Consider the following 14,341-nt stretch of genomic DNA (forward strand, 5'->3'; position numbering starts at 1 on the left):
CATCATTACGTCATTATTTATCTGTTTTATAATCAGTTACGTGGGCAGCTAATGCATGACCCATTGCAGTGTAAACGATTCCACTAATTTATCACATATCACAGTTTTGCCATCTCTGTTATGCTAAAGTTAATTCATAACATACGCCTGATGGAGTGATATATGAAAGTTCTGGTTACGGGTGGTAGCGGTTACATTGGAAGCCATACCTGTGTACAACTGCTGCAAAATGGCCACGACGTCATCATCCTCGACAATCTGTGTAACAGTAAACGCAGTGTCGTGCCGGTGCTTGAACGCCTTGGGGGCAAATCCGCCCTGTTTATCCAGGGTGATATTCGTGATGAAGCATTGCTGGCTGAAATCCTGCACGATCATGCAATCGAAGCGGTCATCCACTTCGCAGGACTGAAAGCCGTTGGCGAATCCGTCGCCAAACCGCTGGAGTACTACGATAACAACGTCAACGGTACCCTTCGTCTGGTGAATGCCATGCGCGCGGCTAACGTTAAAAACCTCATTTTCAGCTCTTCCGCAACGGTCTATGGCGATCAGCCGCAAATCCCGTATGTCGAAAGTTTCCCGACCGGCACCCCGCAAAGCCCGTACGGCAAAAGTAAGCTGATGGTTGAGCAGATCCTGACCGATCTGCAAAAAGCCCAGCCGGACTGGAGCATTGCCCTGCTGCGTTATTTCAACCCGGTGGGCGCCCATCCGTCAGGAGATATGGGTGAAGACCCGCAGGGTATCCCGAACAACCTGATGCCTTACATCGCCCAGGTGGCCGTGGGCCGTCGCGATTCACTGGCCGTATTCGGTAATGATTACCCTACGCCTGATGGCACCGGCGTGCGCGATTACATCCATGTGATGGATTTGGCCGACGGGCACGTTGCGGCGATGGAAAAACTGGCGGGCAAGCAAGGCGTCCACATTTATAACCTCGGCGCAGGCGTTGGCAGCAGTGTGCTGGATGTGGTTAACGCATTCAGCAAAGCCTGCGGTAAACCGGTAGCGTACCACTTCGCTCCCCGCCGTGATGGCGATCTGCCCGCCTACTGGGCGGATGCAAGCAAAGCGGATAATGAGCTGGGCTGGCGTGTGACCCGTACGCTTGATGAGATGGCACAAGATACCTGGCGCTGGCAGTCCCGCCACCCGCAGGGCTACACCGATTAAAGGAAGGGTCATGACGCAATTTAACCCGGTCGATCATCCGCATCGCCGTTATAACCCGCTGACAGGGCAATGGATTCTGGTATCGCCGCACCGGGCCAAACGCCCCTGGCAGGGCGCCCAGGAAACCCCGGCGAAACAGACCCTGCCGTCCCACGATCCCGACTGTTTTTTATGTCCGGGCAACACCCGTGTCACCGGCGATAAAAACCCCGATTATCCCGGTACGTATGTCTTTACCAATGACTTTGCGGCACTGATGACCGACACGCCGGACGCGCCGGAAAGCAGCGATCCGCTGATGCGTAGCCAGAGCGCGCGCGGCACCAGCCGCGTTATCTGCTTTTCGCCGGATCACAGCAAAACCCTGCCGGAACTGAGCCTGAGCGCGCTGGAAGAAGTGGTGAAAACCTGGCAGGAGCAGACCGCCGATCTGGGCCGGACGTACCCGTGGGTTCAGGTCTTTGAGAATAAAGGCGCGGCAATGGGCTGCTCGAACCCGCACCCGCATGGCCAGGTGTGGGCCAACAGTTTCCTGCCCAATGAAGCCGAACGTGAAGACCGCCTGCAGAGTGACTATTTCCGCCAGTACGGCTCACCCATGCTGGTGGATTACGCCGAACGTGAGCGCAGGGACGGCAGCCGTACCGTCGTTGAAACCGAACACTGGCTGGCCGTGGTGCCCTACTGGGCGGCCTGGCCGTTTGAAACGCTGCTGTTACCCAAAGCGCCTGTCCGGCGGATCACCGAATTAACCGACGCACAGCGCAGCGACCTGGCGCTGGCCCTCAAGCAGCTGACCAGCCGTTACGATAACCTGTTTCAGTGCTCCTTCCCCTACTCGATGGGCTGGCACGGGGCGCCCTTCACACAACAGGATCACAGCCACTGGCAGTTGCATGCGCATTTTTACCCGCCGTTATTACGCTCCGCCACGGTACGTAAGTTTATGGTCGGTTATGAAATGCTGGCCGAGACGCAGCGTGACCTGACGGCAGAACAGGCGGCTGAACGTCTGCGCGCGGTCAGCGCTGTTCATTTCCGCGAATCCGGAGTTTAACCATGAGTCTGAAAGAAAAAACACAGTCCCTGTTTGCTGAAAAATTTGGCTACCCTGCCACCCATACCCTTCAGGCCCCGGGGCGCGTAAACCTGATCGGCGAACATACCGATTATAACGACGGGTTTGTGCTGCCCTGCGCCATTGATTACCAGACCGTCATCAGCTGCGCCACGCGGACAGATCGTACCGTGCGCGTTATCGCCGCCGACTACGACGGCCAGCAGGATGAATTCTCGCTGGACGCCCCCATCGTGACCCACCCTTCGCAACAGTGGTCAAACTATGTGCGTGGCGTGGTGAAACATCTGCAAAAACGTGACAACACGTTTGGCGGTGCGGATCTGGTGATCAGCGGCAACGTGCCACAGGGTGCAGGCCTGAGCTCTTCCGCCTCGCTGGAAGTGGCGGTCGGTACCGTTTTCCAGCAGCTGTACCATCTGCCGCTCGACGGCACGCAAATCGCCCTCAACGGCCAGGAAGCGGAAAACCAGTTTGTCGGCTGTAACTGCGGCATCATGGACCAGCTCATCTCGGCGCTGGGTAAAAAAGGCAGCGCACTGCTGATCGACTGTCGCTCACTGGGCAGCAAAGCGGTCTCCATGCCGGAGGGCGTCGCCATCGTCATTATCAACAGTAACTTTAAACGCACCCTGGTGGGCAGCGAGTACAACACCCGCCGCGAACAGTGTGAAACCGGGGCGCGTTTCTTCCAGCAAAAAGCGCTGCGTGACGTGAATATCGATCAGTTCAATGCCGTCGCGCACGAACTGGATCCGGTGGTTGCCCGGCGCGTCCGCCATGTGCTGACTGAAAATGCGCGTACCGTGGAGGCCGCCGACGCACTGGAAAAAGGCGACCTGCAGCGAATGGGCGTCCTGATGGCGGAATCGCATGCCTCCATGCGTGACGATTTCGAAATCACCGTGCCGCAAATCGACACCCTGGTGGAGATTGTGAAGACCACCATCGGCGACAAAGGCGGGGTGCGCATGACCGGCGGCGGTTTCGGCGGCTGCGTGGTCGCGCTGGTGCCGGAAGCACTGGTGCCAGCGGTGAAAGAGGCCGTTGCGGCGCAGTACGAAGCCAAAACCGGTATTAAAGAGACATTTTACGTGTGCAAACCTTCACAGGGAGCGGGACAGTGCTAAATGAATCTTCCGGGGCAGCGCCAGATGGACTGCCCTTCCGTCTGATTACCCTGCGCAACAGCGCAGGGATGGTGGTCACCGTCATGGACTGGGGCGCTACGTTGCTGTCGGCACGGGTGCCACTTTCCGATGGCTCGGTGCGTGAAGCGCTACTCGGTTGCGCTACCCCCGAACACTATATTCACCAGAACGCGTTTCTGGGCGCATCCGTTGGGCGCTATGCGAATCGGATCGCTAAAAGCCAGTTTGTCCTCGACGGGGAAACCTGGGCGCTCGTGCCAAGTCAGGGCGAAAACCAGCTGCACGGCGGCCCGGAAGGGTTTGATAAGCGCCGCTGGCTAATTGAGCGACAAAATGACAGCGAAGCGCTGCTCTCATTAACCTCGCCTGATGGCGACCAGGGTTTTCCTGGTAAAGTGAGCGCCAGCGTGCTTTATCGCCTTGGTGAAGATAACCGCCTGGCTATCGAGTATCGTGCGACGACCGATAAGCCTTGTCCGGTTAACCTGACCAATCACGCCTACTTCAACCTCAACGGCGAACAGAGCGACGTGCGTAGCCACAGGCTGCAACTGCTGGCGGATGCCTATCTGCCGGTCGACAGCATGGGTATCCCGACGGGCGACCTGAAAAATGTGGCGCAGACCAGCTTTGATTTCCGTCAGCCGAAAACGCTGGCTCAGGATTTCCTGAGTGATGACGATCAGCGGGTGGTGAAAGGTTACGACCATGCGTTTTTGCTGCAGGCTAAAGGTGATGCCAGCCAGCCTGCGGCCCATGTCTGGTCGGCGGACAATAAGCTGCAAATGTCCGTCTATACGTCTGCCCCGGCGCTACAATTTTACTCCGGGAATTTCCTTGAAGGGACACCCGCTCGCGGCAATACGGCCTACAGTGCGTGGCAGGGTCTGGCACTGGAAAGTGAATTTTTACCCGACAGCCCGAACCGTCCGGACTATCCTCACGGCAGCTGTATTCTGCGACCCGGCGATGAGTATGTCAGCCTGACGGAATATCACTTTATTCCCGCCTGATAACCAACCCTCCATCCGGAGGGTTTTTTTTGCCCATTTCGCTGAAATATCGGCCATTCATCGACAAAATGGTAACCACTAATTCACAAGCACCTTACACTGGGCCACTATTTTCGCTATGGTTAAGGGTAATCGTTGCTGCTGGTCATTACAGGGCAATATAATGAGAATTGTTATCATTCAATCAGGCTTATGAAGGAGTAAGTGTATGGCTGTTACTAAACTGGTTCTGGTTCGTCACGGCGAAAGTCAGTGGAACAATGAAAACCGCTTCACCGGTTGGTATGACGTTGATCTGTCCGAGAAAGGCGTTAGCGAAGCAAAAGCCGCAGGTAAGCTGCTGAAGGATGAAGGCTTCACCTTCGACTTTGCATACACCTCGGTGCTGAAACGTGCCATCCACACCCTGTGGAATGTGCTGGACGAACTGGATCAGGCCTGGCTGCCGGTTGAGAAATCCTGGAAACTGAACGAGCGTCATTACGGTGCGCTGCAGGGTCTGAACAAAGCGGAAACCGCTGAAAAATACGGTGACGAGCAGGTTAAACAGTGGCGTCGCGGCTTTGCTGTTACTCCGCCGGAACTGACGAAAGATGACGAGCGTTTCCCGGGCCACGATCCGCGTTATGCGAAACTGACCGAGAAAGAGCTGCCGACCACCGAAAGCCTGGCGCTGACTATCGAACGCGTAGTGCCTTACTGGAACGAAACCATTCTGCCGCGCCTGAAAAGCGGTGAGCGCGTAATCATCGCGGCTCACGGCAACTCCCTGCGCGCGCTGGTGAAATACCTGGATAATATGGGCGAAGACGAAATTCTTGAACTGAATATCCCGACCGGCGTGCCGCTGGTGTATGAGTTCGACGAAAACTTCAAACCTGTCAAACACTACTACCTGGGTAATGCCGATGAGATCGCGGCGAAAGCGGCTGCCGTTGCCAACCAGGGTAAAGCGAAGTAGTTTTCGCGAGGCATCAAAAAAAGCGTGGAGCAATCCACGCTTTTTTATTTGCAGGGGCACGACACAACATCATTTACGACTGTGTCGAGGCGGCAAAGGAAGGAATCCCCGAGAGCATCGATAACTCGGTGACCGGGTTTTCCCAGTGCAGCCAACAAAGAGACAGGCCAAGGGATGAAGCGTATTTACTGGCGACGCGCTTTTACCGCTGCCGCCAGCTGACGGAGGATCGTATCGGTGTCATCCCAGCCGATGCAGGCATCGGTTACACTCTTGCCATAGACCAGCGGTTCGCTGCCTTCCAGACTCTGATTGCCTTCCACCAGATGGCTTTCGATCATCACGCCGATAATCGCTTTTTCACCGCCGGCAATTTGCGCGCAGACATCAGCACCTACGTCCATCTGCTTTTTAAATTGCTTACTGGAGTTCGCATGGCTGAAATCGATCATCACCTGCGCGGGCAGGCCTGCTTTCTCCAGACCAACTTTCACTTCGGCGACATGTTTAGCACTGTAGTTCGGCTCTTTACCACCGCGCAAAATGATATGGCAGTCGCCATTCCCGCTGGTGTTAACAATCGCAGAGTGGCCCCATTTGGTCACAGACAGGAAGCAGTGTGGCGCACCCGCTGCATTGATGGCGTCAATAGCCACCTTGATGGTGCCGTCAGTACCGTTTTTGAAGCCAACCGGGCAAGAAAGACCAGAGGCCAGCTCACGGTGAACCTGCGATTCCGTCGTCCGCGCGCCAATAGCGCCCCAGCTCATCAGGTCAGCAACGTACTGCGGGGTGATCATATCGAGAAACTCACCCGCAGCCGGTAATCCACTGTCATTGATATCCAGCAATAACTTGCGCGCAATGCGCAGACCGTCGTTGATCTGGAAGCTATTATCCATGTGCGGATCATTGATGAGCCCTTTCCAGCCCACGGTGGTACGCGGTTTTTCAAAGTAAACGCGCATCACGATTTCCAGCTCACCCTGAAGTTCTTCACGCAGCGTCAACAGACGTGCGGCATACTCTTTAGCCGCAGCCGGATCGTGAATAGAGCACGGGCCAATCACTACCAGCAGGCGATCGTCATTGCCTTTCAAAATTTTATGAATCGCTTTGCGGGCATGGGAGACAGTTTTGGCCGCAGTTTCGGTAGCAGGAAACTTCTCAAGGAGTGCGACAGGGGGTAATAACTCGTTGATCTCTTTAATGCGTAAATCGTCGTTCTGATAATTCATGATCGTTCCAGCGTAGCCATACTTATTTTAATGAATGCAATCTCTCCAATCTAACTTGTCAGTCAGGTAGTGTAAACGCGAATTTACACTGCGGGCAGAAAAATCCTGGAATGCCTTTAAAAACCGCCAGAAAGTAGCGAATAGCGATAACAGCGCTACACTTTTTAAGTGTAAATACTTAGTTTGTTTTATTTTTCAATATTATGTGCTGCCATAGTCGGTAATGCATAACATGTTTCACTACTGAGCGTGATAGTTCGTTCGCGCATGTCAGGCCGATGATACGCATCGGTAAATAATGACCAGAACAGGAGCATCATGATGAAAATGAATAAATTAGCGACACTTTTCTTGACGACAACTCTGACCCTGGCAAGCGGTGCGGCATTCGCTGATGATTCCCCTTCTCAATCCAATAATGGCCAGGCCAACGCTGCCGCCAGTGCGGGACAGACGGCGCCGGATGCGAAAGCGAATCTTGAACCCAATACCACAACGAATGGTTCCGCTTCATCAGGTATGAAACTTAACACTGAGAAACACATGAACTCCCACACCGGTACTAAGCACATGACAAAGGATGAGATCCATAAAAACTCTCAGTGTAAAGACGGTAAATGCCCGGATATCAACAAGAAAGTTCAGACCGGTAACGGTATTAACAATGATGCGAATACTAAAACCGACGGCACTACGCAGTAAAAATAGCCTGGGTTAAAACGGGGAGAGCTTTGGCTCTCCTCATTTTTTTCTGCTGAACAGCAAAAGATCTGCAATGATGTAGGACGCTGCTAACGCCAATTACACGGGACGGCTCATTATGGCGCATTCACATTCTCACTCTCATCTCCCTGCTGACGCCAATGCGCGACGCCTGCTTCTGGCTTTTAGCGTCACAGCGTTGTTCATGCTGGTCGAGGTGGTTGGGGGGCTGATTTCCGGCTCACTGGCGTTACTGGCCGATGCCGGGCATATGCTAACGGATGCCGCCGCGCTCTTTTTTGCCTTGCTGGCCGTCCATTTCGCCCACCGCCCTTCCGGGCCACGACGCACCTTTGGCTGGCTTCGTCTGACCACCCTCGCCGCCTTTATTAACGCCATTGCGCTGGTGCTGATTACATTTTTTATCGTCTGGGAAGCAATCCAGCGCTTTTATCATCCACAACCCGTGGCGGGTATGACAATGATGGTGATTGCCGTCATGGGGTTGCTGGCGAATATACTGGCATTCTGGTTGCTGCATCGGGGTAATGAAGAACGGAACCTGAATGTCCGGGCGGCGGCTTTGCATGTCCTTGGCGATCTGCTGGGCTCCGTTGGCGCCATTGTTGCTGCACTGATCATTATGTTCACCGGCTGGACGCCTGCCGACCCGATACTCTCCATCCTGGTCTCGGTGCTGGTATTACGCAGCGCATGGGCATTATTGCGTGAGAGCGTCAATGAATTGCTCGAAGGTGCGCCCGTATCGATGGATATCAATGCGTTAAAACGGCATCTGCGTCGGGCGATTACCGAAGTGCGCGATGTCCATCATGTCCATGTCTGGCTGGTGGGAGAGAAAACACTGATGACGTTACATGTCCAGGTGATTCCACCGCACGATCACGACGGGCTACTGCGCCAGATTGAACATTTCCTGGTACATCATTACCAGATTGAACATGTGACGATTCAGATGGAGTATCAGCCCTGTAGTGGGCCTGACTGCCATCTCAGCGAGACGCAGCCAGACCATAACCATTCACACCATCATTAGTTCGAGAACGCGTGAGAGCCGCGTTCACGGGCGCTATTTATCCACATCCGGCTACCGTTGAGTGCGATGAAGGTCAGAATCATATATTCCAGCGACATGGCCCAGACACCTTGCAGGGCGAAAATCACCACGCTGATGACATTGATAATGACCCACAGCAGCCAGTTTTCAACATATTTCCGTGTCATCAAAATCATGGCAACAATGGAAAGGACCATCATGCACGAGTCCCAAAACGGGAAGGCGTCCGGCTGCAATTCAGGCATAGCCACATTCAGCCCCAACGTTTGCATCATTGAGACCGCCACACGGGTGAGCACGGCAAATACAGGATTGATAAAGAAGGTCATAAAACCAATCGCCAGTGCACACAGCACCAGCCAGGCTAAGGCTTTCGGCAAAGGCAACCAGCGGATTTGCAGAACGGCCTCGTTGGAAGTCGTTTGCCGTGACCAGGCATACCAGCCGTAGATATTGGCGGCAAAGAAAAACAGCTGGAGCAACAGGCTGGCATAGAGCTGAATCTGGAAGAAGATAATGGCAAACAGCGTGACGTTGATTAAGCCAAATGCGTAATTGCTGATTTTTTCCAGGCTGGCGAGCCAGATGCATAACAGGCCCGCCACTGTGCCTACTGCTTCAATCCATGAAAGATCGTAGCCTCCGGCGCCGATCGGGATATGTACCAAGATATTCTGCGTACTAAAAAAATCCATCTTTTCCCCAGAGCGTATTCTTACGCATTTTTCCTCATTAAGGACGTAGTGTAGCCGCAAAATCCAACATACGGTTCAATGGCAGCAATGCCCCTTCACGCAGTGCAGCATCGACATGGATTTCGTGCGCTTCCCCACCGTTCTCCAGACCTTCTGCAATGGCTTTCAGGCCATTCATTGCCATCCATGGGCAATGAGCACAGCTACGGCAGGTTGCCCCCTCACCGGCAGTCGGCGCCTCGAGTAACTCTTTTTCCGGCACCGCCTGCTGCATTTTATAAAAGATACCTCGGTCGGTGGCGACAATAAGTTGCTTATGCGGAAGCGTTTTTGCGGCATTGATCAACTGGCTGGTGGAACCCACTGCATCGGCCAGTTTAACCACGGAGTGCGGTGATTCCGGATGTACCAGGATGGCGGCCTCCGGATAAAGCGCCTTCATGCGAATCAGCGCCTGGGTTTTAAATTCGTCATGTACGATGCAGGCTCCCTGCCAGCACAGCACGTCTGCTCCGGTTTGTTTCTGTACGTAACTACCGAGATGGCGGTCAGGTGCCCAGATAATTTTCTCGCCGAGGCTATCCAGATGTTCTATCAACTCAACAGCAATACTGGAGGTAACGACCCAGTCAGCACGGGCTTTGACTGCCGCCGAGGTGTTGGCATACACCACCACGGTTCGGTCCGGATGCGCATCGCAAAAAGCGCTGAACGCCTCGATGGGGCACCCCAAATCCAGCGAACATTCGGCATTGAGTGTCGGCATAAGGATGGTTTTTTCGGGGCTGAGGATTTTGGCGGTTTCTCCCATAAAGCGTACGCCAGCGACCAGTAACGTTGAGGCCGGATGTTTGGCGCCAAAGCGCGCCATCTCAAGCGAGTCAGAAATACATCCGCCCGTCTCTTCCGCCAGTTGCTGAATTTCCGGGTCAGTGTAGTAATGCGCAACCATTACGGCGTCACGCTCTTTTAACAGGCGTTTGATTTTTTCCCGATAGAACTCTTTTTCATCACGGCTTAGAGGAAGAGGCTTCGGCGGAAAAGGATAGATTGCGGCTTCCGGATCGAACATTACGCTCATCATGCTTACTCGTTTTACTGGCTTAACAAAATGCCTTTCTTTTTCGACAGCGCGGCAAAGGTAAGGCGAATGTGTTTTATATACTAAACAAGATAGCGGATTGAGGGGCAAAAGTCACAGAAAATGAACGAACGAGTGACATAGTGCAAGGGAAGAGAGGAAGTGGACGCATTGCAGATAGCAAAAAGGCGCCGCCAGCGCCATTTTTACATTGGTGGGTCGTGCAGGATGACTCGGCTTCGCCTCACCCTTCGGGTCGTCGCCGCGAGCGGCTCCGTTGTCTCGCTTCGCTTGACTCGAACCTGCTGCAGGTATATTCGTCTCGTCCTGAGACTCACCCTTAGGGCCAACGCTGTCGCGTTGTTCAAAATTGTTCCCGACAATTTTGTCGAATCTTATGCATTCGCAGATAGCAAAAAGGCGCCTTTAGGGCGCCTTTTTACATTGGTGGGTCGTGCAGGATGACTCGGCTTCGCCTCACCCTTCGGGTCGTCGCCGCAAGCGGCTCCGCTGTCTCGCTTCGCTTGACTCGAACCTGCTGCAGGTTCGAATCTTATGCATTCGCAGATAGCAAAAAGGCGCCTTTAGGGCGCCTTTTTACATTGGTGGGTCGTGCAGGATTCGAACCTGCGACCAATTGATTAAAAGTCAACTGCTCTACCAACTGAGCTAACGACCCTTTACGGGATGTACTATTTTTTCAGGCTGGTGGGTCGTGCAGGATTCGAACCTGCGACCAATTGATTAAAAGTCAACTGCTCTACCAACTGAGCTAACGACCCGTTTGGGTACGCCTGAAATTTTTACTCGGAACCAATAAAAATTGGTGGGTCGTGCAGGATGACTCGACGTCGTCTCGCCCTATGGGCCGTTGCTACAGCAACGTTATCCTTCACGTTTAATATCTGAGTAAGACATTAAAATTGGTGGGTCGTGCAGGATTCGAACCTGCGACCAATTGATTAAAAGTCAACTGCTCTACCAACTGAGCTAACGACCCGAGTGGTGGGTGATGACGGGATCGAACCGCCGACCCCCTCCTTGTAAGGGAGGTGCTCTCCCAGCTGAGCTAATCACCCGATACTACGCTGGATACATCTTACTAACTGATGTTAGTTGGTGGGTCGTGTAGGATGACTCGGCTTCGCCTTGCCCTTTGGGCCGTTGCTGACGCAACGTTATCCTTTACGTTTAACTATCGCTTTCCACCGTAACGATTGGTGGGTCGTGCAGGATTCGAACCTGCGACCAATTGATTAAAAGTCAACTGCTCTACCAACTGAGCTAACGACCCACTTTTGCGTTGCTTTGAGTTTGTTTGATATCCCGTGGCAACGGCGGCATATATTACTGATTTAAGAACGCAGCGCAACAAGAATTTCGAGGAAGATCACCTGACTGCTTATGATTCACGCGACAAGACCAGAAAAAAAGCGATTTCTGGTCATGTGCTATTCATCACATAGAACCGAGACGTTTCTGCGCCTGTTTTGCGCCTTCGGTACCCGGATACTTCGCGACCACCTGCTGATAAACGGCTTTCGCCTTCGCCGTGTCACCTTTATCTTGCATGATCACGCCGACTTTAAACATCGCATCTGGCGCTTTCGGTGATTTCGGGTAATTTTTCACCACGGAGGCAAAATAGAACGCCGCATCATCCTTCTTACCCTTGTTGTAATTCAACTGTCCCAGCCAGTAATTAGCATTCGGAACATAGGTTGAATCAGGGTATTTCTTAACAAAGTTCTGGAATGCGACAATCGCGTCATCCTGGCGAGCTTTATCCTGCACCAGGGCAATGGCTGCATTGTAATCCGTATTGGCATCACCGCTTTGTACCGGCGCGCCTGAGGCTGCCGCTTCGTCAGGCGCCGCCTGCGCTGCTGCCCCGGCCTGATCGCCCGAAGCCTGCTGCGTTTGCCCAGCTGCGCCGCCGTTGCTCAGACTACCGATCTGCTGCTGAATTTGCTGCTGACGTTCAACAACCTGATTAAGCTGATACTGACTCTCCTGAATTTGTCCACGCAGGGTGTCAATATCCGCTTGGTTATCAGCGAGTTGTTGCTGGAGTTGAGTTAAAAGCTGGCTGTGAGCATTAGAAATACGCTCGAGTTGAGTGACGCGGTCTTCGACCGAGCCTGAGCCGACACTACTGATTGGCGCTTGAGCATTAGCGGCCCAGGGGGCCGCTATGCCAACCAGTAACGACAGACTCAATAGATGATGTCTGAGGTTACTGCTCATGCAATTCTCTTAGTAAACCAGTACGGCACGACGGTTTTTAGCGTAAGCCGCTTCGTCATGGCCCAGTACTGCAGGTTTTTCTTTACCGTAAGAAACGATGGAGATCTGGTCAGCGGTAACACCTTTACCCTGCAGGTACATTTTAACGGCGTTAGCACGACGTTCGCCCAGGGAGATGTTGTATTCCGGAGTACCACGTTCGTCCGCGTGACCTTCTACGGTGACTTTGTAAGACGGGTTGCTACGCAGGAAGTTAGCGTGCGCGTCCAGCATCGCAGCGAAATCAGAACGGATGTCATACTTGTCCAGATCGAAGTAGACGATGTTGTTCTGCTGCAGCTGCTGCATCTGCAGACGAGCTTGCTCTTCAGAAGACATGTTACCGTTGCCGTTCATACCAGTGCCCGCACCCAGCATACCTTCGCCATTCTGGTCGTTGGTTGCTTTTTTAGAAGAACAGGCCGCGATTGCCATGATCGGCAGAACCAGCATCAGGCCTTTCAGCACTTTGTTCAGTTGCATTTCGTTAATTCCTTTAATTACCAATTATTATTTAGACAGATACGGCGACCAGGCAGGGGATTTCACCTGTCCATCAGACGCCGGAATACGCGCTTTGAAACGCCCATCTGTAGAAACCAGATTCAGCACGGATCCCATCCCCTGAGAAGAGCTGTAGATTACCATCGTGCCGTTAGGTGCCAGACTCGGCGATTCATCCAGGAACGTTGACGATAAAACCTGCACGCCACCCGCTACCAGATCCTGCTTGGCAATGTGCTGCTGACCACCGTCGGAGCTCACCATTACCATAAACTTACCGTCAGCACTTACATCAGCATCCTGGTTTTGTGAACCCTGCCAGGTGATACGCTGTGCAGCACCGCCGTTAACGTTAATTTTATAAACCTGCGGACGACCCGCCTGGTCAGAGGTAAATGCCAGATTCTGGCTATCCGGGAACCAGGTGGGTTCAGTGTTGTTACTGCGACCATCGGTTACCTGACGAATTTGACCCGACCCCAGATCCATTACATAGATGTTCAGGCTACCGGTTTTAGACAGCGCGAAGGCAATCTTAGAACCATCCGGAGAGAATGCCGGCGCACCGTTGTGACGCGGGAAAGAAGCGACCTGGCGAATAGCGGTACTGGACAGATCCTGAATGACCAGCGCAGAACGACCGCTTTCGAAGGTTACGTACGCCAGTTTTGAGGCATCCGGTGACCACGCCGGAGACATCAGCGGCTGCGAAGAGCGGTGTACGACGGCGGTATTGTAACCATCGTAGTCAGAGACGCGCAGTTCATACGGGAACTGGCCGCCATTGCTCTGCACGACATACGCGATACGGGTACGGAATGCACCTTTAATGCCGGTCAGTTTCTGGAACACATCGTCGCTGGCAGTGTGCGCGCCATAGCGTAGCCACTGTTTGCTGACGTTGAAGGAGTTCTGTGCCAGTACGGTACCCGGCGCACCGCCGGTGTCGACCAACTGGTAAGCCACTTTATAGGTGCCATCCGGGTTCGGGCTGACCTGCCCCACAACGACGGCATCAATACCCAGAGCAGACCAGGCTGCTGGCTGAACTTCCTGCGCTGTCGCTGGCTGCTGAGGCAGACGAGAACGATCCAGAGGATTAAATTTACCGCTGTTACGCAGATCCGACGCCACGATATTGCCAATATCTTCTGGCGCACCGCCAGGGCCTGCCCACTGGAAGGGCACGACACCGATTGGGCGTGCCGAGTCCACCCCCTGGGTGATCTCGATACGTACTTCTGCGTGCAGCACCGCTGCCCACAGCATCAGAAAACCAAACGCTACACGTAATGCCTGCTTCATCTTATCTCCCTTATCCGGGCGGAAAACCCGCGATAATTTAGCAGAATGTTAACAAACTCAATTATACAAA

Annotated in this window: 13 protein-coding genes, 5 tRNA genes and 2 other RNA genes; 7 read left to right on the plus strand and 13 right to left on the minus strand. The window is 53.5% G+C overall.

The window, feature by feature from the left end; genetic code table 11:
• Window positions 1-162 precede the first annotated feature (162 nt).
• From galE to gpmA, 5 genes are all read left to right on the plus strand, one after another.
• Window positions 163-1,179 carry a UDP-glucose 4-epimerase GalE gene (galE, locus tag L2097_RS11710; protein WP_085007710.1) on the plus strand — a complete coding sequence of 339 codons (1,017 nt, stop codon included), beginning with the start codon at window positions 163-165 and terminating at the stop codon, window positions 1,177-1,179.
• Window positions 1,180-1,189: 10 nt separating this feature from the next.
• A complete protein-coding gene (galT, locus tag L2097_RS11715; RefSeq protein WP_047370121.1) occupies window positions 1,190-2,236 on the plus strand; it encodes a galactose-1-phosphate uridylyltransferase in 1,047 nt (348 codons plus the stop codon).
• Between the two features lie 2 nt (window positions 2,237-2,238).
• Window positions 2,239-3,387 carry a galactokinase gene (gene galK, locus L2097_RS11720; RefSeq protein ID WP_142519200.1) on the plus strand — a complete coding sequence of 383 codons (1,149 nt, stop codon included), beginning with the start codon at window positions 2,239-2,241 and terminating at the stop codon, window positions 3,385-3,387.
• The gene (gene galM, locus L2097_RS11725; protein WP_250352876.1) at window positions 3,381-4,421 is read left to right on the plus strand and encodes a galactose-1-epimerase; all 1,041 of its coding nucleotides are present in this window, start codon (window positions 3,381-3,383) and stop codon (window positions 4,419-4,421) included. The genes galK and galM overlap by 7 nt, the downstream gene beginning before the upstream one ends.
• Window positions 4,422-4,629: 208 nt before the next feature.
• On the plus strand, window positions 4,630-5,382 hold the full coding sequence (gene gpmA / locus L2097_RS11730; RefSeq protein WP_047371220.1) for a 2,3-diphosphoglycerate-dependent phosphoglycerate mutase: 753 nt from the start codon (window positions 4,630-4,632) through the stop codon (window positions 5,380-5,382).
• Window positions 5,383-5,567: 185 nt separating this feature from the next.
• On the opposite strand, the gene aroG is transcribed toward gpmA, so the two are convergent.
• The gene (gene aroG / locus L2097_RS11735) at window positions 5,568-6,620 is read right to left on the minus strand and encodes a 3-deoxy-7-phosphoheptulonate synthase AroG (protein ID WP_047371221.1); all 1,053 of its coding nucleotides are present in this window, start codon (window positions 6,618-6,620) and stop codon (window positions 5,568-5,570) included.
• Window positions 6,621-6,941: 321 nt separating this feature from the next.
• Between aroG and L2097_RS11740 the strand changes: the two genes are divergently transcribed.
• Both L2097_RS11740 and zitB read left to right on the plus strand, forming a co-directional pair.
• Window positions 6,942-7,322 carry a protein YbgS gene (locus tag L2097_RS11740; protein WP_047371222.1) on the plus strand — a complete coding sequence of 127 codons (381 nt, stop codon included), beginning with the start codon at window positions 6,942-6,944 and terminating at the stop codon, window positions 7,320-7,322.
• A 118-nt stretch (window positions 7,323-7,440) separates the two neighbouring features.
• Entirely contained in the window at window positions 7,441-8,379 is a 939-nt protein-coding gene (gene zitB, locus L2097_RS11745; RefSeq protein ID WP_085007794.1) for a CDF family zinc transporter ZitB, read from the plus strand.
• Here the strand turns inward: zitB and pnuC are convergent.
• From pnuC to tolB, 12 genes are all read right to left on the minus strand, one after another.
• A complete protein-coding gene (pnuC, locus tag L2097_RS11750) occupies window positions 8,376-9,095 on the minus strand; it encodes a nicotinamide riboside transporter PnuC (RefSeq protein WP_085007795.1) in 720 nt (239 codons plus the stop codon). The two genes, zitB and pnuC, sit on opposite strands and share 4 nt — an antisense overlap.
• A 37-nt stretch (window positions 9,096-9,132) precedes the next feature.
• Entirely contained in the window at window positions 9,133-10,176 is a 1,044-nt protein-coding gene (gene nadA, locus L2097_RS11755) for a quinolinate synthase NadA (protein WP_047371225.1), read from the minus strand.
• Between the two features lie 212 nt (window positions 10,177-10,388).
• A non-coding RNA gene (locus L2097_RS11760) (RtT sRNA) lies at window positions 10,389-10,526 on the minus strand.
• 95 nt (window positions 10,527-10,621) lie between these two features.
• Window positions 10,622-10,749: non-coding RNA, RtT sRNA (locus L2097_RS11765), on the minus strand.
• 30 nt (window positions 10,750-10,779) lie between these two features.
• Window positions 10,780-10,855: transfer RNA gene (locus tag L2097_RS11770), tRNA-Lys, on the minus strand.
• Between the two features lie 27 nt (window positions 10,856-10,882).
• Window positions 10,883-10,958 (minus strand) — tRNA-Lys (locus tag L2097_RS11775).
• Window positions 10,959-11,100: 142 nt separating this feature from the next.
• A tRNA-Lys gene (locus tag L2097_RS11780) sits at window positions 11,101-11,176 on the minus strand.
• Between the two features lie 3 nt (window positions 11,177-11,179).
• Window positions 11,180-11,255 (minus strand) — tRNA-Val (locus L2097_RS11785).
• A 139-nt stretch (window positions 11,256-11,394) separates the two neighbouring features.
• Window positions 11,395-11,470 (minus strand) — tRNA-Lys (locus L2097_RS11790).
• Window positions 11,471-11,634: 164 nt separating this feature from the next.
• A complete protein-coding gene (cpoB, locus tag L2097_RS11795) occupies window positions 11,635-12,423 on the minus strand; it encodes a cell division protein CpoB (protein ID WP_047371226.1) in 789 nt (262 codons plus the stop codon).
• 9 nt (window positions 12,424-12,432) lie between these two features.
• The gene (gene pal, locus L2097_RS11800) at window positions 12,433-12,945 is read right to left on the minus strand and encodes a peptidoglycan-associated lipoprotein Pal (protein ID WP_041852065.1); all 513 of its coding nucleotides are present in this window, start codon (window positions 12,943-12,945) and stop codon (window positions 12,433-12,435) included.
• Between the two features lie 27 nt (window positions 12,946-12,972).
• Complete coding sequence (tolB, locus tag L2097_RS11805; RefSeq protein ID WP_047371227.1) at window positions 12,973-14,271, minus strand: Tol-Pal system beta propeller repeat protein TolB; 1,299 nt, start codon at window positions 14,269-14,271, stop codon at window positions 12,973-12,975.
• Window positions 14,272-14,341 lie beyond the last annotated feature (70 nt).

The sequence above is a fragment of the Citrobacter sp. MNAZ 1397 genome (assembly GCF_023613995.1).
GTDB classification, from domain to species: Bacteria; Pseudomonadota; Gammaproteobacteria; order Enterobacterales; family Enterobacteriaceae; genus Phytobacter; species Phytobacter ursingii.

Excerpts from the sequence above, each read along its gene's own strand:
- aroG (WP_047371221.1), bottom strand. The coding sequence starts at position 6,620 with ATGAATTATCAGAACGACGATTTACGCATTAAAGAGATCAACGAGTTA.
- nadA (WP_047371225.1), bottom strand. The coding sequence starts at position 10,176 with ATGAGCGTAATGTTCGATCCGGAAGCCGCAATCTATCCTTTTCCGCCG.
- zitB (WP_085007794.1), top strand. The coding sequence starts at position 7,441 with ATGGCGCATTCACATTCTCACTCTCATCTCCCTGCTGACGCCAATGCG.
- pal (WP_041852065.1), bottom strand. The coding sequence starts at position 12,945 with ATGCAACTGAACAAAGTGCTGAAAGGCCTGATGCTGGTTCTGCCGATC.
- gpmA (WP_047371220.1), top strand. The coding sequence starts at position 4,630 with ATGGCTGTTACTAAACTGGTTCTGGTTCGTCACGGCGAAAGTCAGTGG.
- galT (WP_047370121.1), top strand. The coding sequence starts at position 1,190 with ATGACGCAATTTAACCCGGTCGATCATCCGCATCGCCGTTATAACCCG.
- pnuC (WP_085007795.1), bottom strand. The coding sequence starts at position 9,095 with ATGGATTTTTTTAGTACGCAGAATATCTTGGTACATATCCCGATCGGC.
- L2097_RS11740 (WP_047371222.1), top strand. The coding sequence starts at position 6,942 with ATGAAAATGAATAAATTAGCGACACTTTTCTTGACGACAACTCTGACC.
- galE (WP_085007710.1), top strand. The coding sequence starts at position 163 with ATGAAAGTTCTGGTTACGGGTGGTAGCGGTTACATTGGAAGCCATACC.
- tolB (WP_047371227.1), bottom strand. The coding sequence starts at position 14,271 with ATGAAGCAGGCATTACGTGTAGCGTTTGGTTTTCTGATGCTGTGGGCA.
- cpoB (WP_047371226.1), bottom strand. The coding sequence starts at position 12,423 with ATGAGCAGTAACCTCAGACATCATCTATTGAGTCTGTCGTTACTGGTT.
- galK (WP_142519200.1), top strand. The coding sequence starts at position 2,239 with ATGAGTCTGAAAGAAAAAACACAGTCCCTGTTTGCTGAAAAATTTGGC.